Origin of the sequence: Pseudomonas sp. 2848 (assembly GCF_003253945.1) — a bacterium.
Lineage (GTDB): Bacteria > Pseudomonadota > Gammaproteobacteria > Pseudomonadales > Pseudomonadaceae > Aquipseudomonas.
This window is the reverse complement of record NZ_QKZD01000001.1, coordinates 670,719-697,529: the sequence shown is the minus strand read 5'-3', so window position 1 is coordinate 697,529 and position 26,811 is coordinate 670,719. Positions and strand designations below refer to the sequence as shown.

The window sequence follows — 26,811 nt, the reverse complement described above, 5'->3', positions numbered from 1 at the left end:
AACATAATGGCACCTTGGTACCAATTCACAGACGAGGGCTTGGCCCTCGATCACTGGCAAGCCAGCTCCCTCAGTTCAATGCGTACCCTGTGGGAGCTGGCTTGCCAGCGATGGGCCGCAAAGCGGCCCCAAATTCCGCCAAGTTTGCCACAAGTTGCAACGGTTAGGCTTCCACCTGACTCCACTGCTTGCTCAGTCGCTTGTCGGAAACCGGCACCTTGGTACCCAATTGCTGGGCAAACAACGACACCCGGTACTCCTCCAGCAGCCAGCGGTACAAGGTCAGTTGCTCATCGCGCTTGCCTTCCTGGGCATGCTTGTCGGCACGGGCCTGGTATTGCGCCCAGCAATTGGCCAGCTCGCCACTCCACACCCGGTCCTTCTGTACCTGCGACCCCAGCTTCTCCAGGCGCAGTTCCACGGCCTTGAGATACCGCGGCAATTCCTTGAACCAGGCCCCCGGCGTCTCGCGCACGAAGCCCGGATACACCAGGTTGGCCAGTTGCTGCTTGATATCGTTGAGCGCCACCGCCTGGCTCAGGTCGATCTTGCCCTTGAAGCGCTTCTGCAAGCCATGCCACAGCTTGAGCACCTCCAAGGTCAGGCGCGCCAGGCGCTCGGCATGCTCGCTCCAATTGCCACGCTTACGTTCGGCCAGCGAGGCCAGGGCCGCGCCATCACGGGGCAGCGGGTCTTCACCTTCGAGCACGCAACTGTCGAGACTGGCCAACAGGATATCCTCCACCAGTGCCTCGACCCGGCCCAATTCGCGATACAGCAGGCCCAATTCGGTCAGCCCTGGCAGCTTGCCGCGCAGGAACTTGGCCGGCTCGGCCAGCTGTTGCAGCAACAGGCGCTGCAGGGCACGTCGGTGCTGGAACTCGGCCTCGGCCTGGGTCGAGAACCGCCCCTCGCGTACCGTGCCGTTGTCTTCCACCAGTGCCGGGTACACGGTCATCGACAGCCCGGCGATCTTCTGCTGGGCGGTCTGCGCCACTTGCTCGAATACCTTGGCCTGTACCGGCTGTTCGGCTTTGTCGTTGCGCGGCAAGGCCAGGGCGGCCTGGCTGGCGGCGGCAAAACGGGCAGTCAGTTCGGCCAGGTCGCGGCCCTCGCCGAGGAACTTGCCCTGGGCATCGACCACTTCGATGTTCATGCGCAGATGGCCTTCGACCAGCCCGGTCGCTTCCGCCCAGGCCTCGTCAGACACCCGCGCCCCGGTCATGCGCAGCAGCTCATGGCCCAGTGCCTGGGGCAACGCGCCCTGGCCGAAGACCATGCGCGACAGTGCGGCCTTGACGAAGTCCGGCACCGGCACGAAGTTCTTGCGCAGGGCCTTGGGCAGGTTGCGCACCAGGGCGATGCACTTGGCCTCGAGCAGGCCCGGCACCAGCCATTCCAGGCGCTCGCCCGGCAGGTTGGGCAGCAACGGCGCCGGCACCCGCACGGTCACGCCGTCACGTGGATGGTTCGGTTCGAAGTGGTAGCTCAGCGACAGGCGCAGTTCGCCCACCTGCAAGTGATCCGGGTACTGCGCTGCGGTGACCTCGCTGGCCTCGCGGGCCAGTACGTCCTCCTCGCGCATGATCAGCAGGTTGGCGTCCTTCTGGCTGGTCATCCGGTACCAGGCATCGAAGGTCGCGGTCTGGTGGATCTCTGCGGGCAGGCGCGCTTCGTAGAAGGCGTACAGCGTTTCTTCGTCAGCGAGAATGTCGCGCCGGCGGGCCTTGGCCTCCAGCTCGTCGAGCTGCTCCAGCAGGCGCTTGTTGGCCGCCAGGCACTTGGCCCGGGACTGGATCTCACCGCCGACCAGGCCATCACGGATGAACAGCTCGCGGGAAGTGACGGGGTCGATCGGACCGAAATGCACCGGGCGGCGTCCGACCAGGATCAACCCGTACAAGGTGATCTGCTCGTAGGCCACCACCTGGCCGCGCTTCTTCTCCCAGTGCGGTTCGAAGTGGTTTTTCTTGATCAGGTGGGTGGCCAGCGGCTCGATCCAGTCGGGTTCGATCTTGGCCACCATGCGCGCATACAGCTTGGTGGTTTCCACCAGTTCGGCGGCCATCACCCATTGCGGCCGCTTGCGGCCAATGCCCGACGACGGGTGAATCCAGAACCGCCGCTGGCGTGCGCCCTGGTAGTCGCCCTCCTCGGTCTTCTGGCCGATCTGGCTGAGCAGGCCGCTGAGAATCGCCTTGTGCATGCGCTGGTAGTCGCAGGCGTCCTTGTTCATCGTCAGTTGCAGGTCGCGACAGATCAGCGCCAGCTGGCGGTGGGCATCGCGCCACTCGCGCAGGCGCAAGTAGTTGAGGAAGTTCTTGCGGCACCAGTTGCGCAGCGGGTTGGCGGTCAGCGCCTGGCGCTGTTCCTCGAAGCCGCGCCACAGGTTGACCAGCGCGGCGAAGTCGGAATCGACATCCTTCCACTGGGCGTGGGCCTGGTCGGCGGCCTGCTGACGCTCCGGTGGGCGTTCGCGAGGGTCCTGCACCGACAATGCGCTGGCGACGATCAGCACTTCCTGCAGGCTGCCCTGACGGGCGCCTTCGAGCAGCATGCGGCCCAACCGTGGATCGATCGGCAGACGCGCCAGCTGGCGGCCCAGCGGCGTCAGCTGGTTCTCGCGATTGACCGCCGACAGCTCCTGCAACAGGTTGAAGCCGTCACTGATGGCCTTGCCATCCGGCGGCTCGATGAACGGGAAGGCGTCGATGGCGCCGAGGCGCAGGTGCAGCATCTGCAGGATCACCGCCGCCAGGTTGGTGCGCAGGATCTCCGGATCGGTGAACGCCGGCCGGCCGTTGAAGTCGTCCTCGCTGTACAAGCGGATGCAGATGCCCGGCTCGACCCGGCCGCAACGGCCTTTACGCTGGTTGGCGCTGGCCTGGGACACTGCCTCAATGGGCAGGCGCTGGACCTTTGCGCGGTAGCTGTAGCGGCTGATGCGCGCGGTGCCGCTGTCTATCACGTAGCGGATGCCCGGCACGGTCAGCGAGGTTTCGGCGACGTTGGTCGCCAGCACCACGCGCCGGCCGCTGTGGGACTGGAAGATACGCTGCTGCTCGGCCGGCGACAGCCGCGCATACAGCGGCAAAATCTCGGTGTGGCGCAACTGCGCCTTGCGCAGGATCTCGGCGGCGTCGCGGATCTCGCGCTCGCCGGGCAGGAACACCAGCACGTCGCCCGGGCCCTTGCCCTGGCTGCGCTCGTACTGGGCGATCTCGTCGAGGCTGGCAAGGATCGCCTGGTCGACCGACAGGTCTTCCTCGACCTGGTTGCCCTCCTCATCCTGTTCGCTGGTCAGCGGGCGGTACCAGGTTTCTACAGGGTAGGTACGGCCGGACACCTCGATGATCGGCGCGCCGTCGAAGTGCTTGGAGAAGCGCTCCAGGTCGATAGTCGCCGAGGTGATGATCAGCTTCAGGTCAGGGCGGCGGTGCAGCAAGGTCTTGAGGTAGCCGAGCAGGAAATCGATGTTCAGGCTGCGCTCGTGAGCCTCGTCGACGATGATCGTGTCGTAGCGTTCGAGGAAGCGGTCGTGCTGGGTCTCCGCCAGCAGGATACCGTCGGTCATCAGCTTGACCAGGGTGTTCGAATCGCTCTGGTCCTCGAAGCGCACCTGGTAGCCCACCAGCGCCCCCAACGGCGTGCCCAGCTCCTCGGCGACCCGCGCCGCCACGCTGCGCGCGGCAATTCGCCGAGGCTGGGTGTGGGCGATCAGGCCGTGGCTGCCACGGCCCAACTCCAGGCAGATCTTCGGCAACTGGGTGGTCTTGCCCGAACCTGTCTCGCCGGCGATGACCAACACCTGGTGCTCGGCCAGGGCCTTCTTGATCTCGTCGCGCTTGGCGGCGATGGGCAGGTTGTCGTCGTAGCGAATGCTCGGCACGCTCTGCTGGCGCGCGGTGACCTGGGCGCAGGAGGCCTGGACCTTTTCCACCCACTGCGCGAGCTTGCCCTCGTCGGGGCGCTTGCGCAGCTCGTGCAATTGCCGGCGCAACCGATGGCGGTCGGCGATCATGGCGTGGTCGAGGTTCTTCAGCAGTTGGTCGATGGCGTGGTCTGTCATGGGACTTTTAATGATGCAGGCGAGTGCTGCTTTTTCATGATCGGCAGGCGTAAGAGGCGCGATTGTCGCAGATTTGCGAAATCGATGCTGCCTGTGCCCGCCGTTCAGTCGCGATCACGCTCGAAATAGCGGGAGCGCTTGAAAAGCAGCAGCGTTGCAACTGCATCACAAAGAATCCACCAGTACATCCCATCCAGTCGCAAGAATTCACGCTCGCCAAGTTGTGTGCACGCCGTTATGCCAGTTGCCATCAACGCCACGCAGACGCAGCATCTGAGCGTTGGTGAGCGACATGCCCAGTCAAGCAATAGGCCGGCGACCAGCCCATAAAGGGTAAGAAGAAAGATCTCAGTCATGGCTGCCCTTCAATCAAATGATGAACATCAGGCTGGAAGTCTGAGGACCTATGCCGCCGTGAACTTTGGCTGACAGCGACACCAGAACATCGCCCACGTGAAAAGTTGGTATTGCGCGAAGCATTGTCCAGCCGACAATAACGGAGACCGCCCCTCCTGTGATCGCGCCCACGGGCGTACCCGCCAGCGGGCCTGCTACGCTTGCGCCTGCTTTACCTGCAACCGAGCTGACTACAGTCGAGACTCTCTGCCGTTGCTGATTGAGAGTGTCCCCTTGCTGTCGTGAGATAGGCCGCGATACCGCAACCGTCATATGGCAAGGCCGTTCCCCCGCCAGCATGCGGTCATAAAGCTCCACCATCTTTTCAACGACCTTATAGTGCCCGGCATGCACGAATGGCAGCCCCGTCTGCCGGATCTGGCAACACTCCCCTGGCTGGATGATGAACTCGCTGACATCGAAGACGATCGCGTGATGTGCAACTACCTGATAAGTCCTTTGTGCTTGCATGGCTGTCCCTGTCGCTTGCCTATCCTGCAGAACTTAGCGACTTTCACCTCTGGCCCTGGCCCTGCAAATTAGCCTGGGTCCGACAAAGCTGAGGGAAGCTTCCTAAGCTCCTGCGAAGCGGTGGGCAAACCTTGCCAATGTTTAGCCCCCACCGGAATGAACGTCGCCATTCACTGCTTTAATCAACCTTAAAGGCCATGTGAGTATCCAAGGATGCTTCCCGACTCGATGATCACCCGCTCGCTGCCCCACCCTTCATTGCCGAAGGCCCGTGCCCGTGCCGGTGAAAATCCGTTGGTCCATATCATCCTGGCGTTCTGGGCGCTATGGCATTGTCGTCACGCGCGCCCACCGGACACTTCGCTCACGCACTCCTGACCCGACCCGGCCATCCTCTGGCCGATTGACTCAGCCTGACCGCTCGCCTGCGCGGCGGTCCTGCGTGCCCCAGAGCGAATCCACCATGCACTTTGCCCCCGCAGAGCAAGCCAGGCGTTTCCTGGCCGACAACCCCGATATCGACCTGATCGAACTGTTCATCCTCGACGCCAACGGCGTACCCCGCGGCAAGCTGCTGCACCGCGAGGAACTGCTGGCCGTGTTCGACAGCGGCCGCCCGCTGCCCAGCACCATCCTCGGCCTGACCCTCAACGGCGATGATGTGGAAGACTCCGGTCTGGTCTGGGACGTCGGCGACATCGACTGCCGCGCCTACCCGCTGGATGGCAGCCTGGTGCGCCTGCCCTGGCGCCGGGTGCCGACCGCCGCCGTGCAGGTCAGCATGCACCCCAGCGAAGGCCTGCCGGCCAGCGTCGCCGATCCGCGCCATGTGCTGCTGCGGGTGATCGATGCCCTCAAGGCCGATGGCTTCCACCCGGTGATGGCTTGCGAGCTGGAGTTCTACCTGCTCGACCAGCAGCGCGATAGCCAGGGCCGGCCACAGCCGGCGCTGGACAGCGACGGCGGCCGCCCGCGCGGTACCCAGGTCTATGGCTTGCGCGAGCTGGAGCAGATCGAACCGTTCCTTGCCGATCTGTATGCTGCTTGCAAGGCTCAGGACATCCCTGTGCGCACGGCGATCTCCGAGTACGCCCCGGGGCAGGTGGAAATTACCCTGGAGCACGGCGATGCGCTCCAGGCCATGGACCAGGCCGTGCGCTACAAGCGCCTGGTCAAGGGCATTGCCAATGCCCATGGCATGCAGGCCTGCTTCATGGCCAAGCCGTTCGCGCAACTGGCCGGTACCGGCATGCACATGCACCTGAGCCTGGCGGACACCGCAGGCAACAACCTGTTCGCCAGCGAAGACAAGGCCGGCACCCCACTGTTGCGCCAGGCGGTGGCCGGCATGCTGCGCCACCTGCGTGAGTCGCTGCTGTTGTTCTGCCCCAACGCCAACTCGTTCCGCCGCTTCCAGGCCAACAGCTATGCCCCGCTGGCGCCGACCTGGGGCGTGGACAACCGCACCGTCAGCCTGCGCGTGCCCGGCGGCCCGGCCAACAGCCGGCATGTGGAGCACCGCATCTGCGGCGCCGACGCCAACCCCTACCTGGCCGCCGCCGCGATACTTGCTGCCACGCACCAGGGCATCCGCGAACAACTCGATCCCGGCGCGCCAGTCGAAGGCAACGGCTATGCCCAGGCCAGCGAGTACCTCCCCACCGACTGGCTGACTGCCCTGGAAGCCCTGGAGCAGTCGGCCTGGGCCAGGGAGGCGCTGGGCGAGGCCTTCCTCGGCGTGTACCTGAAGGTCAAGCGCGCCGAGTACCGCCAGTTCATGGCCGAAGTCGGCGAGCAGGACTGGCGCTGGTACCTGCATCAGGCCTGACAGACGAACTACAACAAGGAACACCCATGAACGCAGCACTGAACAACGGGCCGGCCCAGCGCGCGCCGTCCTACTACAGCACCACCCTCAATGACGCGACCGAATACCCCACGCTCAGGGGCACGGTGCAGGTGGACGTGGCGATCATCGGCGGCGGCTTCACCGGCGTGGCCACTGCGGTGGAACTGGCCGAACGTGGCCTGAAGGTAGCCATCGTCGAGACCAACCGCATCGGCTGGGGCGCCAGCGGGCGCAACGGTGGCCAGGTCACCGGCAGCCTGTCGGGCGACGAGGCCATGCGCACGCAGATGCGCGACCGTCTGGGCGTCGAGGTGGACGACTTCATCTGGCACCTGCGCTGGCGCGGCCACCAGATCATCGAACAGCGCGTCGAACGCTACGGCATCCAGTGCGACCTCAAGCACGGCCACCTGCACGCGGCGATGAAACCGTCGCACATGACCGAACTGCGCGCCTTCGAGGCCGAAGCCCAGCGCCGTGGCATGGGCGACCTGGTGCAACTGCTCGATCGCGACGCCATGCAACAGCACCTGCAGAGCCCGCTGTACCTTGGCGCCTTGAAGAACCGCCGCAACCTGCACCTGCATCCGCTCAACCTGTGCCTGGGCGAGGCCCGCGCCGCCCATGGCCTCGGCGCGCTGGTGTTCGAGAATTCCGAAGTGCTGGAGATCATCCACGGCCCTCGTCCGGCCGTGGTCACGGCCCAGGGACGGATCGAGGCACGCCAGGTGATGCTGGCCGGCGACGTCTACCACAAGCTGGAAAAGCGCCAGCTCAAGGGCAAGATCTTCCCGGCCATGGGCGGCATCGTCACCACCGCGCCACTGGGCGACCTGGCCGACCAGATCAACCCGCAGGACCTGGCGGTGTACGACTGCCGCTTCGTTCTCGACTACTACCGCCTGACCGCCGACAAACGCCTGCTGTTCGGCGGCGGCGCCAACTACTCCGGGCGCGACTCACGAGATATCGAAGGCGAACTGCGTCCGTGCATCGAGCGTACCTTCCCGGCGCTCAAGGGCGTGCCGATCGATTTCCAATGGAGCTGCGCGATGGGCATCGTGGTCAACCGCATCCCGCAGCTGGGCAAGCTGTCGGACAACGTCTGGTACTGCCAGGGGTACTCCGGGCACGGCATCGCTACCAGCCACATCATGGGCGAGATCATGGCCGAGGCACTGACGGGGACGCTGGGGAATTTCGATACCTTTGCGGCGTGCAAGCACATCAAGGTGCCGATGGGAGACTTGCTGGGGAATCCGCTGCTGGCGGCGGGGATGTGGTACTACCAGATGCTAGAAAAGTTGCGCTGAATTTCATATCGCCAACGTGGGAGCGGGCTTGCCCCGCTCCCACGCTTCAATCCCAGAGCAGACTGCGGATCAGGCGATCTTCTTCAGGCCCTGCTTTTTCAGCTCTTCGTCACGCAACTCGCGGCGCAGGATCTTGCCAACGTTGGTAGTCGGCAGCGCATCGCGGAACTCGATGGCCTTGGGCACCTTGTAGCCGGTGACGTTGGCACGCATGTGCTCCATGACCTGTTCCTTGGTCAGTGTCATGCCAGGCTTGACCACGATGAACACCTTGATCACCTCGCCAGACTTCTCGTCCGGGACACCGATGGCCGCGCACTGCAACACACCTGGCAGCGTGGCAAGCACATCTTCGAGCTCGTTGGGGTACACGTTGAAGCCGGACACCAGGATCATGTCCTTCTTGCGATCGACGATGCGCATGTAGCCATCAGGCTGGATCAAGGCAATGTCACCGGTTTTCAACCAGCCATTGCTGTCGATGATCTCGGCGGTGGCATCGTCCCGCTGCCAGTAGCCCTTCATCACCTGCGGCCCCTTGATACACAGCTCGCCCACCTCGCCCAGGGGTAGTTCCTGGCCGTTGTCGTCGATGATCTTGCACAGGGTGGACGGCACCGGGATACCGATGGTGCCCACCTGGTTGGCCGAGGTCGGGTTGACTGCCGCCACCGGGCTGGTCTCGGTCATGCCGTAACCTTCGCAGATGGCACAACCAGTCACCGCCTTCCAGCGCTCGGCCACGCTCATCTGCAGCGCCATGCCACCGGACAGGGTGATCTTCAGCGCCGAGAAATCGAGGTTGCGGAAAGTCTCGTTGTTGCACAGGGCGACAAACAGCGTGTTGAGGCCGATGAAGCCGCTGAACTTCCACTTGCCCAGTTCCTTGACCATCGCCGGCAGGTCGCGCGGGTTGCTGATCAGCACGTTGTGGTTGCCGATCAGCATCATGGCCATGCAATGGAAGGTAAAGGCGTAGATGTGGTACAGCGGCAGCGGAGTGATGAGGATCTCGCAACCTTCGTGCAGGTTCGAGCCCATCAGCGCACGGCACTGCAGCATGTTGGCCACCAGGTTGCGATGGGTGAGCATCGCGCCCTTGGCCACGCCGGTGGTACCGCCGGTGTACTGCAGCACGGCGACGTCGCCGGGCTGCGGGTTGGCCTCGGTGACCGCGCCGCCCTTGCCCAGCGCCAGCGCGTCATTGAAGCGCACCGCGCCCGGCAGGTGGTAGGCCGGCACCATTTTCTTCACGTACTTGATGACGCTGTTGATCAGCAGGCGCTTGAGTGGTGGCAACAGGTCGGCCACTTCGGTGACAATGACGTGCTTGACCTGGGTCTTGGGCACCACCTTTTCCGCCAGGTGCGCCATGTTGGCCAGGCACACCAACGCCTTGGCGCCGGAGTCGTTGAACTGGTGCTCCAGCTCCCGCGCAGTGTACAGCGGGTTGGTGTTGACCACGATCAGCCCGGCACGCATGGCGCCGAAGACGGCGACAGGGTACTGCAGGACATTGGGCAACTGGACCGCGATGCGATCACCCGGCTTCAGGTCGGTATGCTGCTGCAGCCAGGCGGCGAAGGCTCCGGACAACGTGTACAGCTCGCCGTAGGTGATGGTCTTGCCCAGATTGCTAAAGGCAGGTTTGTCGGCAAAGCGTTGGCAGGATTGCTTGAGTACCGCCTGGATATTGGGGAATTCGTCAGGATTGATGTCCGCCGTGACCCCGGCTGGGTACTTATCCTTCCAAAAATGTTCGATCATGGAAGCCCGCTCCTTCAGCAACAGCGAATTCGGTACGCGTCGATGCGCTTATTATTGATATGAGAGGACGGCTCATTGCAAACCGGATCCTCTGAAAGCGCGCCGAGAGTAACAGCTTTGCAAGGGGTCGCCTAGAGGCCGGAATGGGCCGACAGGTCACAAAAATGACTCAATGAACAATACAGGTCATTTTTAGAGTAATTATACAAAATGTCGCGAAAGCGCCTGAAAATCTCGATCTAGATAGGTTTTACAAGCGCTGGCTTGCCCCTTGATGGCATCTTGTCTGGCAATGGCCTTCACCCAGGCTCACGCGATCATGGGACAAACCCGCTCCTGCTATCAGGCAATATCACGCAGTTCCCGACGCAGGATCTTGCCCACCGGGGTCATCGGCAGCGAATCGCGCAGCACGATGTGCTTCGGCACCTTGTAACCGGTGAAATTGCTCTTGCAGAACGCCTTGAGCTCATCGACGCTCACCCCGCCCGCACGCGGCACCACGAACAGCTTCACCGCTTCGCCGGTGCGCTCGTCCGGCACGCCGATCACCGCGCAGCTGGCCACCTGCGGATGGCCCATCACCACGTCCTCGATCTCGTTGGGATACACGTTGAAGCCCGAGACGATGATCATGTCTTTCTTGCGGTCGACGATCCGCGTGTAGCCGTCCGGGTCGATGATCGCGATGTCGCCGGTCTTCAGCCAGCCTTCGCTGTCCAGCACCTGGGCGGTAGCCTCCGGCTGCTGCCAATAGCCCTTCATCACCTGCGGCCCCTTGATGCACAACTCGCCACGCTCGCCCAACGGTTGTTCGTGACCGTCATCGTCGATCACCTTGAACCCCGTGCCAGGCACCGGGATCCCCACCGTTCCCAGGCGCGCCAGCTGGCCATAGGGGTTGGTGCTGGCCGCTGGCGAGGTCTCGGTCAGGCCGTAGCCTTCGACGATGCGGCAACCCGTGAGCGCCTCCCAGCGCTCGGCGGTGGCCTTGACCAGCGCGGTGCCGCCGGAATTGGTGATCTTCAGCGCGGAGAAATCCAGCGACTTGAACCCCGGGTTGTCCATCAGCGCGACGAACAGGGTATTCAGGCCTACCAGCGCCGAGAACCGCCACTTGCCCAGTTCCTTGATGAACCCCGGAATGTCGCGGGGGTTGGTGATCAGCACGTTGTGATTGCCGGTTACCATCATGCACATGCAGTTCGCGGTAAAGGCATAGATGTGGTACAGCGGCAGCGGCGCGATCATCACCTCCTGCCCTTGCTTGATCAGCGGCTGGCCATCGGGCCCGTGCTGGCCGAAACAGGCCAGGACCTGAAGCATGTTGGCCACCAGGTTGCCATGGGTGAGCATGGCCCCCTTGGCCAGGCCCGTGGTCCCGCCGGTGTATTGCAGCACCGCGACATCGTCGAGCGTCTGCGCCACTGGTTGGTGGTTGAGCCGTTGCCCCTGGCGCAGGACGTGCTTGAACGAGACCGCCTGGGGCAGCCGATAGGCGGGGACCATCTTCTTCAGCTTGTCGACCACGGTGTTGATCAGCCAACCCTTGGCCGCCGGTAGCAAGTCGCCCATCTTCGCTTCGATCAGGTACTCGATGCCGGTGTCGGGCAGCACCTCCTGCACACGCTTGCCGAACATGTTCAGGTACACCAGCGCGCGGGCGCCGGAATCCTTGAACTGATGGCGCATCTCGCGCTCGGTGTACAACGGGTTGGTGTTGACCACCACCAGCCCGGCGCGCAAGGCGCCGAACACGGCGATCGGGTATTGCAGGACGTTGGGCATCTGCACCGCGATGCGGTCGCCCGGCGCCAGGTCGGTGTGCTGCTGCAACCAGGCGGCGAAAGCCGCCGAGTAGCGTTCGAGGTCCGCGTAGCTCAGGGTGACGCCAAGGTTGCTGTATGCCGGCCGGTCGGCGAAGCGCTTGCAGGAGCGTTCGAAAACGTCGACGACTGACGTATAGGCATTCATGTCAATGGTGGAAGGCACGCCCGCCGGGCGCTTGTCGTTCCAGAAATCGGCTTGCATTTATTGTTGTTCCTCTACCGGGACGTCCCTGACCTGATCGCCTGATGGCAAAAAGGTGTTCAGCCGACGTTAGCAGCTCTGTCGAGGGTGGCAAATACGCCAAGTGCCGCCATTAACATTGTGAATCTCTTTTCTGCCCTTCCTGCAATCGAGCGCTTTGCGCATACACTGTTGGCGAACCTTTGCGCGCAAGGACCCGCCATGCCCCATGACGCCTTCTGGCTCCCCGCCAGCGAGCATTGCAGTCTTCATGTTCATCAATGGCTGCCCGCCACGCCGGTCAAGGCCGTGGTGTTGCTGGCCCACGGCATGGCCGAGCATGCCGGGCGCTACCAGCGCCTGGGCCATGCCCTCAATGCAGCTGGCTATGGGCTGCTCGCCCCCGACCTGCGCGGGCATGGCCGTACCGCCGAGCTGGGCAGCCTGGGCCTGTTCGCCCGCCATAATGGCTGGAATGCCGTGGTCAACGACCTGGGCCTGTTGGCCCAGCACGTCGGCCAGCAGTTCCCGGGCACCCCGCTGTTCCTGTTCGGCCACAGCATGGGCAGCTACATCGCCCAGGCCTACCTGCTGCACCACAGCGCCAGCCTGCAAGGTGCAATACTCAGCGGTTCGAACTTCCAGCCAGTGGCACTGTACCGGGCCGCGCGCCTGATCGCCCGGTTCGAAGCCTGGCGCCAAGGCCCCCTGGGCAAGAGCGCGCTGATCGACTGGCTGTCGTTCGGCTCGTTCAACAAGGCCTTCAAACCCAACCGCACGGCGTTCGACTGGCTCAGCCGCGACGCAGGGGAAGTGGACAAGTACATCGCCGACCCGTTGTGCGGCTTCCGTTGCAGCAATCAGCTGTGGCTCGACCTGCTGCAGGGGCTGGCGCAGATCAGCCAACCCAGGCATCTCGGGCAGATCGACCCGAACCTGCCCATCCTGGTGATCGGCGGCGAATGTGATCCGGTGAGTGCCGGCAAGCGTCTCACCCATCTGGCCGACGCCCTGCGCGCGACCGGCAACCGTCATGTACAGTTGCGCATCTACCCCGGCGCACGCCACGAAGTGCTCAACGAAACCCATCGCGACGAGGTCACCGCCGAGATCATCGGCTGGCTGGACCAGGCGCTGGCCCTTGGCCGCCCTGCCCGCAGTGAATGATCGGCCACCTCGCCCGCACCAGAAGGAAGCCTCGATGACCCAGGTCACCAACACCCCTTACGAAGCCCTCGAAGTCGGCCAGAAAGCTGAGTACAAGAAGTCTGTCGAAGAGCGCGACATCCAGCTGTTCGCCGCCATGTCCGGCGACCACAACCCGGTGCACCTGGACGCCGAGTTCGCCGCCAAGAGCATGTTCCGCGAGCGCATCGCCCATGGCATGTTCAGTGGCGCGCTGATCAGCGCCGCGGTGGCCTGCACCTTGCCTGGCCCGGGCACCATCTACCTGGGCCAGCAGATGAGCTTCCAGAAGCCGGTGAAGATCGGGGACGAATTGACCGTGCGCCTGGAAATTCTCGAGAAGCTGCCCAAGTTTAAGGTGCGCATCGCCACCAATGTGTACAACCAGAACGATGAGCTGGTCGTCAGTGGCGAGGCCGAGATCCTCGCGCCGCGCAAGCAGCAGACGGTCGAGCTGGTCAGCCCGCCGAACTTTGTCGCCAGCTGATTCACCACGCCGGCCATCGCGGGCACGCTGGCGATAGCTCAGCCCAGTTCGCGTAAGCGCCGTTCTATATGCCGCCGTTCCGGCCCCTGGCGGGTAAGCGTCAGCGCTTGCCGCCAGGCATCCCGGGCCTGATCGAGGTTGCCCAGCTGCCGGTGCAGTTCGGCGCGCGCGGCATGGGCCAGGTGATAATCACCCAGCTCGCCCCGCTGCAGGATTGCCTCCACCACCTGCAACCCCACCTGGGCGCCGTCCCGCCTGGCCAGCGCCGCCGCCCGGTTCAGCTCCACCACCGCTGATGGCCAGTGACGCTGCAGCACATCGTACAGGCCGATGATCTCGTCCCAATCCGTGGCCTCGGCGCTGGGCGCTTCGGCATGCACCGCGGCTATGGCCGCCTGCACGGTATACGGCCCGAAGTCGCGACTGCGCAGTGCCTGCTGGAGCAGCTGGCTGCCCTCGTCGATCTGCCCGCGATCCCACAGGCTGCGATCCTGCTCATCCAGCAGCACCAGCTCACCATGGGCATCGCTGCGAGCCCGCTGCCGCGATGCCTGCAGCAGCATCAACGCCAAGAGCCCGTGGACTTCGGCATCGGGCAGCAACTGGGCCACGAGGCGCCCCAGGCGGATCGCCTCATCGGTCAACTCGCGGGTGGTGACATCTTCGCCCGCCGAGGCCGAGTAGCCTTCGTTGAATACCAGGTAGATGACCCGCAGCACGCTTTCCAGGCGTTCGGGCAGCTCGCTCAGCTCCGGCACCTGATAGGGAATCTTCGCATCACGGATCTTGGCCTTGGCACGCACGATGCGTTGGGCGATGGTGGCCGGGCTTTGCAGGAAGGCACGGGCGATCTGCTCGGTGGTCAGGTCACACACCTCGCGCAGGGTCAACGGCACCTGGGCGTCGGAAGCCAGCGCCGGGTGACAGCAGGTGAAGATCAGCCGCAGTCGGTCATCGGCCAGCAACGTCTGCTCGCCCGGATCGTCCGCTTCGCGTTCGAGCAACATGATCAGGTCGGCCTGGGAGCGGTCGAAGCGGGCACGCCGGCGCAGGGCATCGATGGCCTTGAAGCGGCCGACAGACACCAGCCAAGCCCGCGGGTTGTCCGGGATACCATCACGCTGCCAGCGCTGCACGGCAATGAAGAAGGCATCGTGCATGGCCTCCTCGGCCAGGTCGAAGTCCCCCAGCAGGCGGATGAGGGTCGCCAGGATCCGCCGCGAATCGCGGCGGTAGACAGCCTCCACCTCCTGGCGGACTTGCGCTTCCCCCACCATCAATCGGGCTTTCCCTGCTGACTCATGCGGCTTTTCTCCCGTTGCGTCAGGGTTGCAGTTCACGCACCGGCCGAACCTCGACGCTGCCCACCCGGGCTGCCGGGATGCCCTTGGCGATGTTCAGCGCCTCATTGAGGTCACGGGCGTCGACCAGGTAGAAACCGGCCAGTTGCTCCTTGGTTTCGGCGAACGGGCCATCGGTCAGGCTCATCCGCCCGGCGCGTACACGTACCGTGGTGGCCGTCTGCACAGGCTTGAGCGCCTCGGCGGCGAGCATGCGCCCGCTGCCCTGGATGGATTCGGCGTAGGCCATGCATTCGGCGTCTTCGGGGCTGTCGGGCAGGCTGTGCAACAGCGCTTCATCACAATAGACCAGGCACAGGTATTTCATGATCGTCTCCAGCAGGTCGGCTCGGTGCGGTGGGCGATGAGCGGTATCAGGGCTTGAGGTCGAACAAGGCTTTTTGCGTTTCCATGTCGAACGGCGCCGACCAATGCTCGTGGATCACTTGCCATTGGCCGCCGCTGCGCCGATAGCCGACCGTGGCGCGCATGAAGCCGCACTGGCTTTCGTCGTCGCCCGGGCCACAGCGGTTGAGCCAATGAGCCAGGGCCAGGTCGCCGTCGGCGTATACCTTCAGCTCCGCCAGTTCGAAGACCATCGGCCCCGTGCACATGCCCATGCACATTTCCCAGTGTGCGCGGTAGGCGGCCTTGCCCTTGAACTGCAAGGCCTGGATGGCATCGAAGGCGAGAATGTCGTCGGCATAGGGTGCCACGATACGGTCCACATCGCGCTCGCGCACGGCCTGCATCCACTGCTCGATCAGTTGACGAAGTTCAGTCTCGGCTGCGCTGTTCATCGGTGCTTCCTCCCAGCGTTCAACAATGATTGGCGCCGGTGCATTCCGGCGCCTTCACCCATGGTCGAACGGGAAAATGGAGAATCGACAACCCGATGAGAAAAAACAGTCAGCGGCACAGAACAGCCCGAATGATCAGGCCGGTAGTGCCAGGATGAATTCGCGGTAACCGGAGAGCACCACGTAACCTGCGAAATAGCAGAAGATCGCCGCCGACAACAGGTACGACCAGGTCAGCAGGCGATCACCAAGCAGCCGCCCGCCATGACTGGCGATACCGCACAACGAGACACACCAGAGTAGCCCTGCGGCAAAGAAGCCACCGAGGAACAGGCCCGCATCCAGCGCGCTGCCGGCGCCGGAGCGGGAGATCAGCACGCCGCCGACTGCGGCGAACCAGAGAATCGCGCTGGGCGATGACATGGCCAGGAAGATACCGCGCAGGAATTCGCGCCAGCCCGATTCGATCACTACCTGGCCACGCGACTCCAGGTGCCCGCCGCGCCACGCCGCCAGCAGCATCTTCACCGCGAACCATGCCAATAACGCGGAGCCCCCCAGCCACAACGTCCAGCGCACGCTTTCGAACTGCAGCAAAACGGTCATGCCGGCCAGGGCCGCAATGGCGTAGATGAGATCGCCGACGCAGGTCCCCAGCCCAAGCCAGAAGCCCTGAAGAAACCCCCGCTGCATGGCCAGGGTAATCATGGCGATGTTGGCCACGCCGATGTCCAGGCACAGGGACAGGCTGAGGAGGAAACCATTGGAAAAGGGCATGGCAGGCTCGACTGCGGATGAAAGTCAGCGATTGAACCTGAATGCCCCCTGGCGGTACAGGAGGAATTTGCAGGTCAGGCCATCGCTGCCTGCTCGAAGACCTCGTCGGCCCATTGGTTCAGGCTCTTGCCGGCAACCCTGGCGGCAAGGCTGGCAGCAGCGTGCACTTCTGGGCGGATGCGCAACATGACCTTGCCCGAGGCCGGTTTTTCGGGGGTGACGCCCTGTTCGGCGCAATCGGCCAGGTAGTCGTCGAGTGCCTCACGGAACGCCTCGTGCAACGCAGGCACGGCGCTGGCGTGGAAGCTGATGATGTCCCGCAGGCCGAGCACGCGGCCGACGAAAATATCGTCACGCGCGTCGTACTCGATGCGGGCGGCATACCCTTTGTATCGCATGCAGCTCATGGTCGGACTCCCGCCCGCAGCAGGAACTCGCGGGCCTCTTCTATCTGATATCGCCTGGCTTCCTTGCCAGGATGGGGGCGATGGCAGCGCCAACACGGCTCGCCCAACAGCATCTTGACCCTGGAACCCTGCCGCTCCAGCACCTGGCCGCCAAGATGCAGCACCAGAGCCTCGATTTCGGCGAACGGCAATGTGGGTGTGGTCGGAGCTCTGAAGATGCTGTCCAGAATCTTGCGATATCGAGTGTTCATCGGAAAATGCTATCAAATAAAGATAGCATCTCCTTTCAACACTTTCATACAGGATCTTGCGTACCCATCAACACCTGCGCATAGCGCCCGCGATCCACGTTCGCGCCACTGAGCACCACCGCCACCCGCTTGCCGGCCTGACGCCCACGCTCCTGCATCAGTGCAGCCAGGGCGGCGGCACCGGCACCTTCGGCGGTGTTGTGGGTGGTTTCGTGGTAGAGGCGCATGGCTTCGGCGATCTCCTCGTCGCTCACCCGCACGATGCGCGCGGCATTCTCGCGTACCATCGCAAAGGCGTCGGGATGTGGCACGCGGCAGGCCATGCCATCGGCGAAGGTATCGGCGCTGGCGGTGGTGACGATGCGGCCCTGCTCGAAGCTCTGGGCATAAGCGTCTGCCGCAGTGGATACCACGCCGATGATCTCGGTGGACAGGCCCAGCAGGTTGCGCGCCTGAATCAACCCACAGATGCCCGACCCCATGCCGATCGGCACGTACACGCAATCCAGGTCGGCCACCGCCTCGAACAGCTCCAGAGCATAGGTGGCCACGCCACGCACCAGCTCCGGATGGAACGAGGGAACCATGGCAAAGCCCCGCGCCTCGGCCAGGCGCGCCGCCTCTTCCCGGGCCACGTCGAAGTCCACGCCATGCTCCACCAGCTCCGCGCCCAGGGCGCGCATGGCGGCGTTCTTCTCCCGCGAATTGCCCTCTGGCACCACGATCACCAGCGGCAAGCCGGCCTGGCGCGCCGCCAGGGCCATGCTCTGGCCGTGATTGCCGCGGGTGGCGGTAACCAGGCCACGGGGGACTGCGCCACTGGCCAACAGCGAGCGGACATAGACCAGCCCGCCGCGCACCTTGAAGGCCCCCGTGGGCGCATGGTTCTCGTGCTTGACCCACAGCTGGCAACCCAGCCGCTCGGCCAGCAGCGGCCAGGCGTGCTGCGGGGTCGGCGGCACGTGCTGGTGAACGAAAGCGGCAGCTTCGCGCAGGGCGGGCAAGTCGAACATGGCGAACGTCCTTCATCGGTATGGGCTTGAACCGATCCTAAGCGCCGGGCATTGTATGGGTCCAAATAAATATTGCATGGGTAGCAATTTCGTGTGGATTCCGAACCTCCCGGCCAACGACCAGCCGCGCTACCAGGCACTGGTCGAGGCCATCGCCAACGCCATCGAACAGGGTGAACTGAAGGTCGGTGAACGCCTGCCCCCGCAACGCCGCCTCGCCTGGGCGCTGGGCCTGAACCCGAGCACCACGCAGCAGGCCTACCGAGAAGCAGCGGCGCGGCACCTGGTGTCCGGGGAGGTGGGACGCGGCACCTATGTGCTGGCCAGCAGCAAGGAAGCGACGCTGTTTCGCCTCAAGCAACCCAGCCGCCAGCACCCAGTGATCGACCTGTCGACCAATGTGCCGGTGGCCGATCCCTGCAATCTCGACCTTGAGCACAGCCTGCGCAGATTGCTAGAACAGGGCGATACCACCCTGCTCGACCATTACCTGGGGCCCGAGCAGTTACTGCTGGGGCGGATCGAGGGCGCGCGTTGGCTGAGCAACCGCGGCCTGGACCTCACGCCGGAAGACGTGCTGCTTTGCGGGGGCGCCCAGCAGGCGCTGACCCTCGTGCTGCAGTCGTTGTGCCAGGCGGGCGAGCCGGTGATGGTCGAGGCGTTGACCGCCCCAGGCATCAAGGCGGCCTGTCGCCAGTTGCGCCTGCCTGTGCACGGCGTGGCCCTGGACGAGCAAGGCCTGCTCCCGGACGAACTGGACCGAGTGGTCCGCGCGAGCGGCGCGCGGGTATTGGTCACCACGCCTACCCTGCACAACCCGACCGGAGCGTGCATGGGCGAGGCCCGGCGCCTGGCGCTGGCACAAGTCGCCAGGCGCCACGAACTGCTGGTCATCGAGGATGACGTGTATGGCGCCTTGACCGACCGGCCACCACTCTACCCCTTGCTCGAGGGCCGTGGCGTGCTGATCAGCAGCTTGTCCAAGACCGTGGCCGCCGGCTTGCGCCTGGGCTGGATCGTGGCCCGGCCAGCGTTGCTGGAGCAGATCGATCCCTATGCCCAGGCCACCCACTGGTCGGTGTCACCGCTGAACCTGCGCATCGCCTGCCAATGGATCGCGGATGGCACTGCCGCCCGGCGGCTGGCCTGGCAACGGGAGGAACTGGGCGAACGTTGGCGGCTGGCGCGGACGGTGCTGGACGAGGCGCTGCCAGCCGATGGCGTACCGTCGCCCCACATCTGGTTGACCACGCCTGGAGAAGCCCAAGCGCTGGTTGCGCGGTGTCGGGCACAGGGGGTTGAGATCGTGCCGGCCAGCGTATTCGCGGTGGGCACCGACAGCGTAAGGGCCGTGCGAATCAGCCTGTCGGCGGCCCACAGCCGGGCGCAATTGAAGCAAGGACTGGAACTGGTGGGAGCGGGCTTGAGCCGCGATTGCACCTGATACTCATGGCTGCACGCAATCGCGGGACAAGCCCGCGCGGCTCAATTGAGCCGGCAACCCTCACCCAATGCACGGTACTGGAGGGTGTGGACCTGCCCTTGATGATCCTCGTAGGTCATGGTGGCGGGCACCACTTCACAGACGTTGGGGATCGTCGACAGGCTGATCACGCGCTTGATGTCGAGGTTGGTGGAATAGTCGTACTGCTCGACCACAGGCTGGGTGTCTGCGGTCTTGGCCTGGTCCGCGAAGGCGAACGGGGACATACCGACCAATGCAAGAATCAGTAAGGCTTTCATGGGTGTCGACCTTGATGGCTATCAAGCTGATCGCGTGACTTCTGACGCCGTCAATGGCCCGGAGAAGTTGTCATCGACTGCGAAGATGACACGAAGTACCGATCCCGCTTTATCGTACTGCCGGAGGGATGAGTGAAAGTCTACTCCCCGCCTGAAATAGTTGAACCCCGGAGTCGGACATTCACCCTTGCCGTATTTGCAACAATCTGCGACAAAGCACCGATGAAATCCTGCCGAGATAGCCACACCGCGTGAACCAAGCATGCTCCCCCTGACCTGTACTCGCCTTCCACCAGGCCAGCGGCGCCTGCTGGACCATTTCTACCGCCGGCATGGCTCGCGCATGCGCGCCGCCGGTGAAGGCGAGCAATGGGTGGCGCGTACCGCAGAAATAATCGGTGGGATGAACCTGACGCCCATCGGTGGCGATCACTGGCTGACCGGCCTGTTCGTCGCCCCACAGTGGCGCGGCCAGCAGATTGCATCCCGACTGATCGACGCGGCGCTGGCCGAAAGCAGCACTGCGACCTGGCTGTTCTGCCACCCGGATTTGGCGCCTTTCTACCAGCGCCTGGCCTTCACACCGACAACCACCCTGCCCGAGGCCCTGGCCTCACGCCTGGCCCGCTACCAGCGCAGCAAGGCCCTGCTGGCGATGAGGCGGGGTCAGTCGTCAGCCACGTCGAGCCCGGGGAACAGCACATCGGTATAGCCGAACTTGCTGAAGTCCTGGATGCGCGAAGGATACAAACGGCCGATCAGGTGGTCGCACTCATGCTGCACCACCCGGGCGTGGAAGCCATCGGCAAAGCGGTTGATCGGGTTGCCCTGCGGATCGATGCCCGAATAACTGATGTGCTTGTAGCGCGGCACCACGCCACGCAGGCCGGGCACCGACAGGCAACCCTCCCAGCCGTCCTCGACCTCCGTGGCCAGCGGCGTGATCACCGGGTTGAGCAGGATGGTGCGTGGCACCGGCTCGGCGTCCGGGTAACGCTCGCTGCGCTCGAAGCCGAAGATCACCAGTTGCAGGTCGATGCCGATCTGCGGCGCGGCCAGGCCGACACCGCCGACATGAGCCATGGTCTCGAACATGTCGTCGATCAGTTGCGCAAGCTCCGGGCTGCCGATCATGTGCTCGGGAACCGGCGGGGCGATGCGCAGCAGGCGTTCATCGCCCATCTTGAGAATGTCGCGGATCATCAGGTATTCGGCTCGCGGGTCTGGGGTTCGGGTGTCACCGGGTGCTCATGGCCGAGCACGGTGATGGTCTGTTGCGGGTTGTCCTGCTCGAATTCCTTTTCGCCGGGGTTCTTGCCCTCGGCCGACATGTGCTCGATCACCGCGTTCATCTCGGCGCCGAGCAGCAGCACCGCGGCAGAGATGTAGAAGTACAGCAACAGCACGATGATCGCCCCGATACTGCCATACATGGCGTTGTAGTCGGCAAAGGTCTTCACGTAGTAGGCAAAGCCCAGCGAGGCGACGATCCACACCACCACCGCCAGCACCGAACCTGGGGTGATGAAACGAAATTTCTGCTTCACATCGGGCATCACGTAGTAGATCAGCGCCACCGCCACCATCATCAGAATGATGATCGCCGGCCAGCGCAGGATGGTCCAGACGATGACGACCGCCTCCTCCAACCCAACCTGCGAAGCGATCCACTCCATGACCTGCGGCCCCAGGACCATCAGGGCCGCCGCTGCCAGGAGCATGCCGGCGATGCCGACGGTATAGATGACCGACAGCGGAATGCGTTTCCACACCGGCCGCCCCTCCGGCACGTCGTAGGCCGCGTTCATCGCGCTCATCATCAGGCGCACGCCCGCCGAGGCAGTCCACAAGGCAATCACGATACCCACCGACAGCAGTCCGCCCTTGGACTGCTGCAACTGGTCGATTACCGGGTTGACTTGCTCCAGGGCCTGGGGCGGTAGCACCAGCTCCGACTGCAGGCGCAGCCAGGAAAAAAAGTCCGGCAAATGCAAAAAACCGATCAGTGCGATGAGGAACAGCAAGAAGGGGAACAGCGAGAACAGCATCTGGTAGGCCAGCGCGGAGGCATAGGTGGACATCTCGTCATCGAGGAACTCCTTGACGGTGCGCACCAACACGCGGTGCAGGGGCAGGCCGCGCAGGTCGGGGAAAATCATAGCGTCTCCTTTCGCCGCTTGATCGGAATGGCAATGCTGCAAGTCTAATAGACCAGGCGGCGGGCGTGCTGTTCGCTTGTACCTTGCGCACAGTCCAAAGCAAGCGCGGGGCAAGCCCGCCCCCATGTTGCGGGAGCGGGCTTGCCCCGCGGCCAGGCTGCGGCGATCAAGGTTTCTTCACGGTATCCTTGACCTTGCCCACGGCCTGTTGCGCCTCGCCTTTCAGTTCCTGGGCCTTGCCCTCGGCGCGCAGCTTGTCATTGTCGGTCACCTTGCCGACGCCCTGCTTGATATTGCCCACGGCCTCGTTGGCCAGGCCCTTCGCTTTGTCCTTGGTGCCACTCATGGGATGTCTCCTCGGGGGAAAGACACGGGAAATCGTGTCGACATCTGATCGACCCAAGGCCATTGGCCAGAGTTTCAATTCATTTGCACCCGGTCAGCCAAACGGCAATTGGCTGGGCTCGATACGCTTGCACGGTTCGGGTTCGGTGATTTCGGGGAAGCGGGCTTGCCCCGCGATAAGCCCCACCCCACAATGGCAGGCCTTACTCGCGTCAACCCGCAGGAACCTGCATGAAACTCGACAAACCCACCGCCATCGCTCGCCGTAACGAGGCGCTGGCCAAGCCGGTACTCACCAGTGCCAACACCCTGTTCGCCATTCTCGACACCAAGCGCAACCTGTGGTGGTTCGAAGTGCCGGTCGCACTGCTGCGCAAGGGCCAGCCCGACTGGGTCAACCTGCTGCTGCACACCCCCGAGAACGACGGGCTGCAGCATCTGAAGGTGCCCACCAACTTCCTCAAGGCTCATCAGGAACAGATGGAAGTACGCAACCCCGGCAAGCGCCGTTCGACCATCAGCCTGGCCCTGAGCGCCGACCGCGACTCACTGCTGCGCGACACCCGCCCAGGTGGCGAGCAGCTGGACTTCAGCACCTTCGTGCAGGCCTGATCAGGCCCGCTCGATCCGATCGTCATGGATGACGATGCGGCCCTGCTTGAACAACGCGCCGATGGCTTTCTTGAAGTTGCCCTTGCTCACGTTGAACATCTGGCTGATCACCGCCGGGTCGCTCTTGTCACACACCGGCAGCACACCGCCATTGGCCTCAAGGCGCTGCATGATCTGCTCGTGCAGACTGTCGGCCAAGGCTTGGCCCACCGGCTGCAGGCTCAGGGCGATCTTGCCATCACCCCGTACTTCCTTGATGAAGCCCTTCTCGTGCATCCCCGAACGCAGGAACTTGAATACCTCGTTCTTGTGGATCAGGCCCCAGTGGCGGTTGTTGATGATCGCCTTGAAGCCCATCGGCGTCTCGCCGGCCACCAGCAGTTCGACCGGCTGGCCGACGCTGTAGTCCACCGGGGTGCGGTCCAGGTAACGGTCCAGCTTGGCGGTGGCGGTAATACGCCGGGTGCGCTTGTCCAGGTAGGCATGGACCACGCAGTAATCGCCGATCTTCAGTTGCCGCGACTCTTCCGAGTAGGGCATCAACAGGTCCTTGGACAGGCCCCAGTCGAGGAAGATGCCCGCGCCGTTGATGTCCTTGACCTTGAGGCTGGCGAATTCGCCCACCTGCATTTTCGGCTTTTCGGTGGTGGCGATCAGCTGGTCTTCGCTGTCCAGGTAGATGAACACGTTGAGCCAATCGTCCAGCTCCAGCTCGGCATCCTTGGGGAAGTAGCGCCGCGGCAGGAGGATTTCGCCATCGGCGCCGCCGTCCAGGTACAGGCCGAACTCCACGTGTTTCACGATTTGCAAACTGTTGTAACGCCCAAGCAGAGCCATTTCCGAAGATCCTCAAGACAAGGCGGCTATTCTAACACCTGACCCGCCCGGCCGCCCGAGCGCACATTCGCCGGAACCGTCGGGCCCACCGTGCGTCTACCGCCTGGCCAGCCCAGCAAGGATTCGCTCATGCCCCTTCGCCTGCCCAAAGCCCTGCTCATGCTCATCGGCTTCGCCCTGGCACTGACGGCCTGCAGCCGCATCGACCTGGCCTACCGCAACCTCGATCGCCTGGTGCCGTGGTCGCTGGGCGACTACCTGGACATGAACCGCGAGCAGAAGCAGTTGCTCGACGAACGGCTCAAAACGCACCTGGCCTGGCACTGCAAGACCCAACTGCCCGGCTACCTCGACTGGCTCGACCGGGTGCAACTGATGGTCGCCAACGACGCGGTCACCGATGAAAACCTGCGCCAACGCACGGTCGAGGCGCGCCAGGCCATTGGCCGGGTCACCGAAGCGATAACCCCCTCTGCCGCAGAGCTGCTCAAGGGCATGAATGACAACCAGGTAGCGGAAATGCGCGAGGCTTTTCGCAAGGACATCGACAAACGCCAGAAGGAGTACGTCGACACACCATTGGCCAAGCAGGTCGAGAACCGTGCCGCACGCATGCGCAAGCGCCTCGAGCCCTGGTTGGGCGAGCTCGATGCCGAGCAACGGCTGCGGGTGATGAGCTGGTCGCAGGCCTTGGGTGACCAGAACCGGCAGTGGATCGCCAACCGCGCCCACTGGCAGCAGCAACTGCTGCTGGCGATGGACCAGCGCGCCAGCCCAAGCTTCGAGCCCAGGTTGGCGCAGTTGCTGCAGCGCAAGGAAAGCCTGTGGACACCGGAGTACCGCCAGGCATTCCAGAACACCGAGCGCCAGGCACGCAGCCTGCTGGTGGATCTGCTGAAACAGAGCAGCCCGGCCCAGCGGCAATTCCTGCAGCAGCGGCTGAGCAAGGTGCGCGCGGACTTCAGCGAGCTCAAGTGCCTCAAAGGGTAAAAAGCTAGGCTCTGTACGAAAAGTCTTGAGACGCAGGTCAGGCAAGGCGAAAACAGCCGAGGAAGCGCAGTGTACTGGAGTACATGAGCATTCCGAGGCTGTTTTCAACGCAGCATGAACAAGTATCAAGGCTTTTCGTACAGAGCCTAAGGCCTAACGCGCCTTGCGCCGATAAGGGAACACATCGATCACCTTTCCCGCCCGGATCGCCTCCTGCAGACCTTTCCAGTAATCGGCGTCGTACAGTTCGCCATGCAAGCGGCTGAACAAGCGGCGCTGGCCGATGTCGGCGAACAGGAATGGCGGAAACTCTTCGGGGAACACGTCGTGCGGCCCGATCGAGTACCACGGCTCGCCGGACATCTCGTCCTCCGGATAGCGCGGCGGCGGGATGTGACGGAAGTTGACCTCGGTGAGGTAGCTGATCTCGTCGTAGTCGTAGAACACCACCCGGCCATGACGGGTGACGCCGAAGTTCTTCAGCAGCATGTCGCCGGGGAAGATGTTCGCCGCCGCCAATTGCTTGATCGCCAGCCCATAGTCTTCCAGCGCCTCCAGCACCTGGGCTTCGCTGGCCTGCTCGAGGTACAGGTTGAGCGGGGTCATGCGCCGTTCGGTCCAGCAGTGGCGGATCAGCACTGTGTCGCCCTCAAGCGCCACGGTGGAGGGGGCCACCTCTAGCAGTTCCGCCAGGCAGTCGGGATCGAACTTGCCCTGGGGAAAGCGAAAGTCGGCGAACTCCTGGGTATCGGCCATGCGCCCGACGCGGTCGACGCTTTTCACCAGGCGGTATTTCTCGATCACCGTGGCCCGGTCGACAGTCTTGGACGGCGAGAAGCGGTCCTTGATGATCTTGAACACGGTGTTGAAGCCCGGCAGGGTGAACACGCTCATGACCATACCGCGCACGCCCGGGGCCATGACAAAGCGGTCGTCGCTGTTGGCCAGGTGGTTGATCAGCGCCCGGTAGAACTCCGACTTGCCATGTTTGTAGAACCCGATCGAGGTGTACAGCTCGGCGATGTGCTTGCCCGGCAGGATGCGCTTGAGAAAGTTGACGAACTCCGCCGGCACCGGCACATCGACCATGAAGTACGAACGGGTGAAGGAGAAGATGATCGACACCTCTGCCTCGTCGGTAATCAACGCGTCGGCCTCGATGCCATGCCCCTCGCGGTGCAGCAGCGGGATCACCAGTGGCCACTGCTCGTCGGGGGTGTACAAGCGACCGACCAGGTAGGCGCCCTTGTTGCGGTAGAGCACCGGGGTGAACAGCTCCACGGTCAGGGCCGGATCCTTGCACACCCAGTCGGGGAGGCATTCGCGCAATTGATCCTCCAGACGCGCGATATCGCCTTCCCGGTCGCCATACGGCACGTCGAACGCATAATCGGCAAAGATCGCTCGCAGCAAGCCTTTGAGACCGTCCTGCAGCGTATAGGTGCGCGTCTGCGCTGCCCGCTCATGGCCGCGCATCGACGGCCGGGTAGTGTGGATGAACATGCAGCCGTCGCTGATCAGGTCATGGCTGAACAGACTGCAGAACAACGAGTTGTACCAGGTCTCGGACAGCTCGTCGTCCAGCCGGGGGTCGATCAGGCGGATATAGGCGTTCTTGACCAGCGGCCACTGCTCGACGTCCAGCAGCACCGCGGTGTCGAAGCGCTGGCGCAGCCAACCGTTGACCTCGGCGACCTTCTCTTCATACAGGTTGATGCGCGCCGCCGCGGCGTGCTGGATATCCTGCCAGCGCGCCTGTTCGAAGCGCTCGCGGGCGCCGAGGGTGATACGGCGAAAGTGCTCGCGGTAGTCGTCGAAGCCATCGAGGATCATCCGGGCGATGTCGACGGCGGGCCAGGCTGGGGTCATGCGCGTGCCTCTATGCAATGGTCACCGAGAGAGCTTAGTCGGATACGAGCCCTGTGGGAGCCGGCTTGCCGGCGATGAAGCCCGTGAGGCGGCCGCGGATTCACACAGCAAGAAAGCACAA

The 26,811-nt window shown here is 63.7% G+C and carries 26 protein-coding genes; 8 read left to right on the top strand and 18 right to left on the bottom strand.

Annotation, left to right across the window (positions count from 1 at the left end; translation table 11 throughout):
• Window positions 1–163: 163 nt before the first annotated feature.
• From hrpA to DFS21_RS03290, 3 genes are all read right to left on the bottom strand, one after another.
• Complete coding sequence (hrpA, locus tag DFS21_RS03300) at window positions 164–4,069, bottom strand: ATP-dependent RNA helicase HrpA (RefSeq protein WP_111531805.1); 3,906 nt, start codon at window positions 4,067–4,069, stop codon at window positions 164–166.
• Window positions 4,070–4,173: 104 nt separating this feature from the next.
• On the bottom strand, window positions 4,174–4,425 hold the full coding sequence (locus DFS21_RS03295) for a hypothetical protein (protein ID WP_111531804.1): 252 nt from the start codon (window positions 4,423–4,425) through the stop codon (window positions 4,174–4,176).
• Window positions 4,426–4,438: 13 nt separating this feature from the next.
• The gene (locus tag DFS21_RS03290; RefSeq protein WP_110697985.1) at window positions 4,439–4,936 is read right to left on the bottom strand and encodes a hypothetical protein; all 498 of its coding nucleotides are present in this window, start codon (window positions 4,934–4,936) and stop codon (window positions 4,439–4,441) included.
• 463 nt (window positions 4,937–5,399) lie between these two features.
• On the opposite strand from DFS21_RS03290, the gene DFS21_RS03285 reads away from it, so the two are divergent.
• Window positions 5,400–6,764: a glutamine synthetase family protein gene (locus tag DFS21_RS03285; protein ID WP_111531803.1), complete on the top strand. Its 1,365-nt coding sequence runs from the start codon at window positions 5,400–5,402 to the stop codon at window positions 6,762–6,764.
• Between the two features lie 26 nt (window positions 6,765–6,790).
• On the top strand, window positions 6,791–8,098 hold the full coding sequence (locus DFS21_RS03280; RefSeq protein WP_111531802.1) for an FAD-binding oxidoreductase: 1,308 nt from the start codon (window positions 6,791–6,793) through the stop codon (window positions 8,096–8,098).
• A gap of 69 nt (window positions 8,099–8,167) precedes the next feature.
• Here the strand turns inward: DFS21_RS03280 and fadD1 are convergent, their stop codons facing one another.
• Together fadD1 and fadD2 are read right to left on the bottom strand one after the other, a co-directional pair.
• The gene (fadD1, locus tag DFS21_RS03275) at window positions 8,168–9,865 is read right to left on the bottom strand and encodes a long-chain-fatty-acid--CoA ligase FadD1 (RefSeq protein WP_102684403.1); all 1,698 of its coding nucleotides are present in this window, start codon (window positions 9,863–9,865) and stop codon (window positions 8,168–8,170) included.
• A gap of 342 nt (window positions 9,866–10,207) precedes the next feature.
• Window positions 10,208–11,896, bottom strand: a complete 1,689-nt coding sequence (fadD2, locus tag DFS21_RS03270; RefSeq protein ID WP_102684402.1) for a long-chain-fatty-acid--CoA ligase FadD2 — start codon at window positions 11,894–11,896, stop codon at window positions 10,208–10,210.
• A gap of 201 nt (window positions 11,897–12,097) precedes the next feature.
• Here fadD2 and DFS21_RS03265 point away from each other — a divergent pair, with 201 nt between their 5' ends.
• Window positions 12,098–13,042 carry an alpha/beta hydrolase gene (locus DFS21_RS03265; RefSeq protein ID WP_111531801.1) on the top strand — a complete coding sequence of 315 codons (945 nt, stop codon included), beginning with the start codon at window positions 12,098–12,100 and terminating at the stop codon, window positions 13,040–13,042.
• Window positions 13,043–13,076: 34 nt separating this feature from the next.
• Complete coding sequence (locus DFS21_RS03260; protein ID WP_023631542.1) at window positions 13,077–13,547, top strand: MaoC family dehydratase; 471 nt, start codon at window positions 13,077–13,079, stop codon at window positions 13,545–13,547.
• A 38-nt stretch (window positions 13,548–13,585) separates the two neighbouring features.
• Here DFS21_RS03260 and DFS21_RS03255 read toward each other — a convergent pair whose 3' ends face one another.
• The 7 genes from DFS21_RS03255 to DFS21_RS03225 all read right to left on the bottom strand — a co-directional run bounded on the left by DFS21_RS03255 (window position 13,586) and on the right by DFS21_RS03225 (window position 18,135).
• Window positions 13,586–14,824, bottom strand: coding sequence for an RNA polymerase sigma factor (locus DFS21_RS03255; RefSeq protein ID WP_111531800.1), 1,239 nt, complete (start codon window positions 14,822–14,824; stop codon window positions 13,586–13,588).
• A gap of 46 nt (window positions 14,825–14,870) precedes the next feature.
• Window positions 14,871–15,215 (bottom strand): YciI family protein, encoded by a 345-nt coding sequence (locus tag DFS21_RS03250; RefSeq protein WP_023631072.1) that lies wholly within the window; start codon window positions 15,213–15,215, stop codon window positions 14,871–14,873.
• 46 nt (window positions 15,216–15,261) lie between these two features.
• A complete protein-coding gene (locus DFS21_RS03245; protein WP_023631071.1) occupies window positions 15,262–15,687 on the bottom strand; it encodes a nuclear transport factor 2 family protein in 426 nt (141 codons plus the stop codon).
• A gap of 135 nt (window positions 15,688–15,822) precedes the next feature.
• Complete coding sequence (locus tag DFS21_RS03240; protein WP_111531799.1) at window positions 15,823–16,464, bottom strand: LysE family translocator; 642 nt, start codon at window positions 16,462–16,464, stop codon at window positions 15,823–15,825.
• Between the two features lie 74 nt (window positions 16,465–16,538).
• Window positions 16,539–16,871, bottom strand: a complete 333-nt coding sequence (locus DFS21_RS03235) for a type II toxin-antitoxin system HicB family antitoxin (protein ID WP_023631069.1) — start codon at window positions 16,869–16,871, stop codon at window positions 16,539–16,541.
• Window positions 16,868–17,122 carry a type II toxin-antitoxin system HicA family toxin gene (locus DFS21_RS03230; RefSeq protein WP_102684398.1) on the bottom strand — a complete coding sequence of 85 codons (255 nt, stop codon included), beginning with the start codon at window positions 17,120–17,122 and terminating at the stop codon, window positions 16,868–16,870. Before DFS21_RS03230 ends, DFS21_RS03235 begins: the two co-directional genes overlap by 4 nt.
• 44 nt (window positions 17,123–17,166) lie before the next feature.
• Window positions 17,167–18,135 (bottom strand): threonine dehydratase, encoded by a 969-nt coding sequence (locus tag DFS21_RS03225; protein WP_110697973.1) that lies wholly within the window; start codon window positions 18,133–18,135, stop codon window positions 17,167–17,169.
• 76 nt (window positions 18,136–18,211) lie between these two features.
• On the opposite strand from DFS21_RS03225, the gene DFS21_RS03220 reads away from it, so the two are divergent.
• Entirely contained in the window at window positions 18,212–19,579 is a 1,368-nt protein-coding gene (locus tag DFS21_RS03220; protein WP_256591224.1) for a PLP-dependent aminotransferase family protein, read from the top strand.
• A gap of 41 nt (window positions 19,580–19,620) precedes the next feature.
• On the opposite strand, the gene DFS21_RS03215 is transcribed toward DFS21_RS03220, so the two are convergent.
• Complete coding sequence (locus DFS21_RS03215) at window positions 19,621–19,878, bottom strand: DUF2790 domain-containing protein (RefSeq protein ID WP_023629531.1); 258 nt, start codon at window positions 19,876–19,878, stop codon at window positions 19,621–19,623.
• A 262-nt stretch (window positions 19,879–20,140) separates the two neighbouring features.
• On the opposite strand from DFS21_RS03215, the gene DFS21_RS03210 reads away from it, so the two are divergent.
• Window positions 20,141–20,590 carry a GNAT family N-acetyltransferase gene (locus DFS21_RS03210; RefSeq protein WP_256591223.1) on the top strand — a complete coding sequence of 150 codons (450 nt, stop codon included), beginning with the start codon at window positions 20,141–20,143 and terminating at the stop codon, window positions 20,588–20,590.
• Here the strand turns inward: DFS21_RS03210 and def are convergent.
• From def to DFS21_RS03195, 3 genes are all read right to left on the bottom strand, one after another.
• Window positions 20,545–21,081: a peptide deformylase gene (gene def, locus DFS21_RS03205; protein ID WP_102684396.1), complete on the bottom strand. Its 537-nt coding sequence runs from the start codon at window positions 21,079–21,081 to the stop codon at window positions 20,545–20,547. The two genes, DFS21_RS03210 and def, sit on opposite strands and share 46 nt — an antisense overlap.
• Window positions 21,081–22,037, bottom strand: coding sequence for a YihY/virulence factor BrkB family protein (locus DFS21_RS03200; RefSeq protein ID WP_102684395.1), 957 nt, complete (start codon window positions 22,035–22,037; stop codon window positions 21,081–21,083). Before DFS21_RS03200 ends, def begins: the two co-directional genes overlap by 1 nt.
• A gap of 166 nt (window positions 22,038–22,203) precedes the next feature.
• Window positions 22,204–22,383, bottom strand: a complete 180-nt coding sequence (locus DFS21_RS03195; protein ID WP_111531798.1) for a CsbD family protein — start codon at window positions 22,381–22,383, stop codon at window positions 22,204–22,206.
• Between the two features lie 230 nt (window positions 22,384–22,613).
• On the opposite strand from DFS21_RS03195, the gene DFS21_RS03190 reads away from it, so the two are divergent.
• Window positions 22,614–22,994 carry a hypothetical protein gene (locus DFS21_RS03190; RefSeq protein WP_111531797.1) on the top strand — a complete coding sequence of 127 codons (381 nt, stop codon included), beginning with the start codon at window positions 22,614–22,616 and terminating at the stop codon, window positions 22,992–22,994.
• On the opposite strand, the gene DFS21_RS03185 is transcribed toward DFS21_RS03190, so the two are convergent.
• Window positions 22,995–23,831 carry a S1 RNA-binding domain-containing protein gene (locus DFS21_RS03185; protein WP_102684393.1) on the bottom strand — a complete coding sequence of 279 codons (837 nt, stop codon included), beginning with the start codon at window positions 23,829–23,831 and terminating at the stop codon, window positions 22,995–22,997. It abuts the gene before it with no gap.
• A gap of 129 nt (window positions 23,832–23,960) precedes the next feature.
• Here DFS21_RS03185 and DFS21_RS03180 point away from each other — a divergent pair, with 129 nt between their 5' ends.
• Window positions 23,961–24,821, top strand: coding sequence for a DUF6279 family lipoprotein (locus DFS21_RS03180; protein WP_110697967.1), 861 nt, complete (start codon window positions 23,961–23,963; stop codon window positions 24,819–24,821).
• Window positions 24,822–24,974: 153 nt separating this feature from the next.
• Here DFS21_RS03180 and aceK read toward each other — a convergent pair whose 3' ends face one another.
• On the bottom strand, window positions 24,975–26,690 hold the full coding sequence (gene aceK, locus DFS21_RS03175; RefSeq protein WP_102684391.1) for a bifunctional isocitrate dehydrogenase kinase/phosphatase: 1,716 nt from the start codon (window positions 26,688–26,690) through the stop codon (window positions 24,975–24,977).
• Window positions 26,691–26,811 lie beyond the last annotated feature (121 nt).

What these genes read in the sequence shown, in the direction of transcription:
- hrpA (WP_111531805.1), bottom strand. Translation starts at nt 4,069, where the DNA reads ATGACAGACCACGCCATCGACCAACTGCTGAAGAACCTCGACCACGCC.
- DFS21_RS03295 (WP_111531804.1), bottom strand. Translation starts at nt 4,425, where the DNA reads ATGACTGAGATCTTTCTTCTTACCCTTTATGGGCTGGTCGCCGGCCTA.
- DFS21_RS03290 (WP_110697985.1), bottom strand. Translation starts at nt 4,936, where the DNA reads ATGCAAGCACAAAGGACTTATCAGGTAGTTGCACATCACGCGATCGTC.
- DFS21_RS03285 (WP_111531803.1), top strand. Translation starts at nt 5,400, where the DNA reads ATGCACTTTGCCCCCGCAGAGCAAGCCAGGCGTTTCCTGGCCGACAAC.
- DFS21_RS03280 (WP_111531802.1), top strand. Translation starts at nt 6,791, where the DNA reads ATGAACGCAGCACTGAACAACGGGCCGGCCCAGCGCGCGCCGTCCTAC.
- fadD1 (WP_102684403.1), bottom strand. Translation starts at nt 9,865, where the DNA reads ATGATCGAACATTTTTGGAAGGATAAGTACCCAGCCGGGGTCACGGCG.
- fadD2 (WP_102684402.1), bottom strand. Translation starts at nt 11,896, where the DNA reads ATGCAAGCCGATTTCTGGAACGACAAGCGCCCGGCGGGCGTGCCTTCC.
- DFS21_RS03265 (WP_111531801.1), top strand. Translation starts at nt 12,098, where the DNA reads ATGCCCCATGACGCCTTCTGGCTCCCCGCCAGCGAGCATTGCAGTCTT.
- DFS21_RS03260 (WP_023631542.1), top strand. Translation starts at nt 13,077, where the DNA reads ATGACCCAGGTCACCAACACCCCTTACGAAGCCCTCGAAGTCGGCCAG.
- DFS21_RS03255 (WP_111531800.1), bottom strand. Translation starts at nt 14,824, where the DNA reads ATGGTGGGGGAAGCGCAAGTCCGCCAGGAGGTGGAGGCTGTCTACCGC.
- DFS21_RS03250 (WP_023631072.1), bottom strand. Translation starts at nt 15,215, where the DNA reads ATGAAATACCTGTGCCTGGTCTATTGTGATGAAGCGCTGTTGCACAGC.
- DFS21_RS03245 (WP_023631071.1), bottom strand. Translation starts at nt 15,687, where the DNA reads ATGAACAGCGCAGCCGAGACTGAACTTCGTCAACTGATCGAGCAGTGG.
- DFS21_RS03240 (WP_111531799.1), bottom strand. Translation starts at nt 16,464, where the DNA reads ATGCCCTTTTCCAATGGTTTCCTCCTCAGCCTGTCCCTGTGCCTGGAC.
- DFS21_RS03235 (WP_023631069.1), bottom strand. Translation starts at nt 16,871, where the DNA reads ATGAGCTGCATGCGATACAAAGGGTATGCCGCCCGCATCGAGTACGAC.
- DFS21_RS03230 (WP_102684398.1), bottom strand. Translation starts at nt 17,122, where the DNA reads ATGAACACTCGATATCGCAAGATTCTGGACAGCATCTTCAGAGCTCCG.
- DFS21_RS03225 (WP_110697973.1), bottom strand. Translation starts at nt 18,135, where the DNA reads ATGTTCGACTTGCCCGCCCTGCGCGAAGCTGCCGCTTTCGTTCACCAG.
- DFS21_RS03220 (WP_256591224.1), top strand. Translation starts at nt 18,212, where the DNA reads ATGGGTAGCAATTTCGTGTGGATTCCGAACCTCCCGGCCAACGACCAG.
- DFS21_RS03215 (WP_023629531.1), bottom strand. Translation starts at nt 19,878, where the DNA reads ATGAAAGCCTTACTGATTCTTGCATTGGTCGGTATGTCCCCGTTCGCC.
- DFS21_RS03210 (WP_256591223.1), top strand. Translation starts at nt 20,141, where the DNA reads ATGCTCCCCCTGACCTGTACTCGCCTTCCACCAGGCCAGCGGCGCCTG.
- def (WP_102684396.1), bottom strand. Translation starts at nt 21,081, where the DNA reads ATGATCCGCGACATTCTCAAGATGGGCGATGAACGCCTGCTGCGCATC.
- DFS21_RS03200 (WP_102684395.1), bottom strand. Translation starts at nt 22,037, where the DNA reads ATGATTTTCCCCGACCTGCGCGGCCTGCCCCTGCACCGCGTGTTGGTG.
- DFS21_RS03195 (WP_111531798.1), bottom strand. Translation starts at nt 22,383, where the DNA reads ATGAGTGGCACCAAGGACAAAGCGAAGGGCCTGGCCAACGAGGCCGTG.
- DFS21_RS03190 (WP_111531797.1), top strand. Translation starts at nt 22,614, where the DNA reads ATGAAACTCGACAAACCCACCGCCATCGCTCGCCGTAACGAGGCGCTG.
- DFS21_RS03185 (WP_102684393.1), bottom strand. Translation starts at nt 23,831, where the DNA reads ATGGCTCTGCTTGGGCGTTACAACAGTTTGCAAATCGTGAAACACGTG.
- DFS21_RS03180 (WP_110697967.1), top strand. Translation starts at nt 23,961, where the DNA reads ATGCCCCTTCGCCTGCCCAAAGCCCTGCTCATGCTCATCGGCTTCGCC.
- aceK (WP_102684391.1), bottom strand. Translation starts at nt 26,690, where the DNA reads ATGACCCCAGCCTGGCCCGCCGTCGACATCGCCCGGATGATCCTCGAT.